Annotated in this window: 2 protein-coding genes; both read right to left on the reverse strand. The window is 68.2% G+C overall.

Annotated features, from left to right (window positions below):
* A partial coding sequence (locus V6M37_RS08570) for a type VI secretion system Vgr family protein (RefSeq protein ID WP_332672323.1) occupies positions 1-575 on the reverse strand: 575 nt, incomplete at its 3' end.
* Between the two features lie 4 nt (positions 576-579).
* Positions 580-1,500 carry a hypothetical protein gene (locus V6M37_RS08575; RefSeq protein ID WP_332672325.1) on the reverse strand — a complete coding sequence of 307 codons (921 nt, stop codon included), beginning with the start codon at positions 1,498-1,500 and terminating at the stop codon, positions 580-582.
* Positions 1,501-1,706 lie beyond the last annotated feature (206 nt).

Genomic DNA, 1,706 nt, shown 5'->3' on the forward strand with positions numbered 1-1,706 from the left:
CAGCCGATGCCTTCTTCAGCAAGCAGCCTTGTCACGAAGGCAAGGTCGGTCTCGCGGTACTGCACGGTGTAGCTGCGAACTTGGCCGGTGCCGAGGAAGGGGCTGCGCGCGAGATGCGCGGAGATATCGTCGCTCCAGCGCCATCGGGCGTGCTTGGCGTAGCGGGCGAACACGCTCTCGACGATCTGCACGAGGCTTTGCTCCTGCCAGACCCGGCTGCGCCGGGTGTGCGCGAGCAAAGCGATCCAGGGGCGCACCGTGAGACGGAAGCGGGCGAAGCCGCCGTCGGCGTCCAGCGCCGACGCGGCCATGACCAGGCCGCTGCGCGGGTGCAGCGAGCCGTCGGCCAGCACGGTGTCCAGGGTGACCCGTTGACCGAGCAGGACCTCGGTGTTCAGGCCGGCGCCGGTCCCGAGCGCAACGAGTTCCATCGTCCACGGCGTGTCGAGCTGTTCCTTCAGGCTCCAGGCCTGGACCAGTAGTTCGCTCAGCTCGCGTTCGCCTCGCAGGCGGTACAGGCGAGTGGCGTCGTCGAAACGCAGACCGTCGAACGAGGCGGGCAAGTCCGGAAACATGCACTCAGCTCTTCGTCTTGGGCGCCAGCCGCGCCGGGCAGGCTTCGGCCTTGCCCCAGTAACCTTCGCAGATGCGGCGCCGGCATTCACGGACTTGCGCGGCGGTCTTGCCGCTGCGCGATTCGCAGCGCCGCACGATTTGAGCGAGCGTCACCGGGTTCGGCGAGGCGAGCGGATCGCCCTGTCCTTCCGTCGAGACGTGATCGAGCAAAGCCGACAACAGCAGCACGTCGGCATCCATTCGGTTGCCGGCCGGGCTCGATGGCTGGGTGCGGGTTCGTGTGATCGGACCGGGCGCCGAGGCGACGCGGCGCATCCGTGCGACGGGCTCGGTGTTCGCGGTGCGCTTCGGCTCGGCAACAGGGCTCGTCGCAGAGGACCGCGTGACACCCTTCAGCGTGCGCTCGGTTCGAATCTTCGAGCCTTGCGCTGCGGTGGTCGCCGAAAGGGTCGGGGCAGGCTCGGCAGCGCCTTGCGCCGCTTCGGTCGGCATCTTCGCTGCTGCCGGCCGCGCGGACATGTCCGGGGGCAGCATTTCGATACGCGCGGCCGTCACGGCAACCGGCGTTGCGCTTGCTGACGCGGCAGCGTGTGGCTCCGCCACAGCGGGCACGCCCGCGAGTACGCTTTCGGCGGTCCCGTCGAGCGACGGCAACAGGTTGGCGGCGTCCTGTTGGCTCCACCACCAGACGCCGGCAATTGCGGCCGCCGACAGCGCCATCGCGACGACCCATCCAGAACCGTGCCGATCGGACCGGCCCGCACTCGGTCTGACAACGGACTCGAGCTCGTCAAGCATGCGCAGGTTCGGAGCGTCGCCGTTTGCAGGGCGGCGCGGCGCGGTCTCACTCTCGATCAAGCTCGGCTTGGCGGCACGGCTGGGCGGCGGGGGCGCCTTTCGTTGTTCGTCGGTGGGCAGGGACAAGAAGGGCTCCGGGGCGCGTCGTCGTCGTTGTCGCGCGGGGTGCACGCGGCTCGTTCACAGCCCGCACTCACGGGCAAGCGAACAAAAATTCTAGGGTCCGCTTCGAGCGACGAATCGTTTCTGTGCGTCACCTTAAAGAGGGATGCCTGTGCGATGAACACGTCGGCATACTCCGCCGTCCTTTGGCCTGCCGAACGTGCATGAAC

The organism is Aromatoleum sp. (assembly GCF_036675785.1).
Taxonomy (GTDB): Bacteria; Pseudomonadota; Gammaproteobacteria; order Burkholderiales; family Rhodocyclaceae; genus Aromatoleum.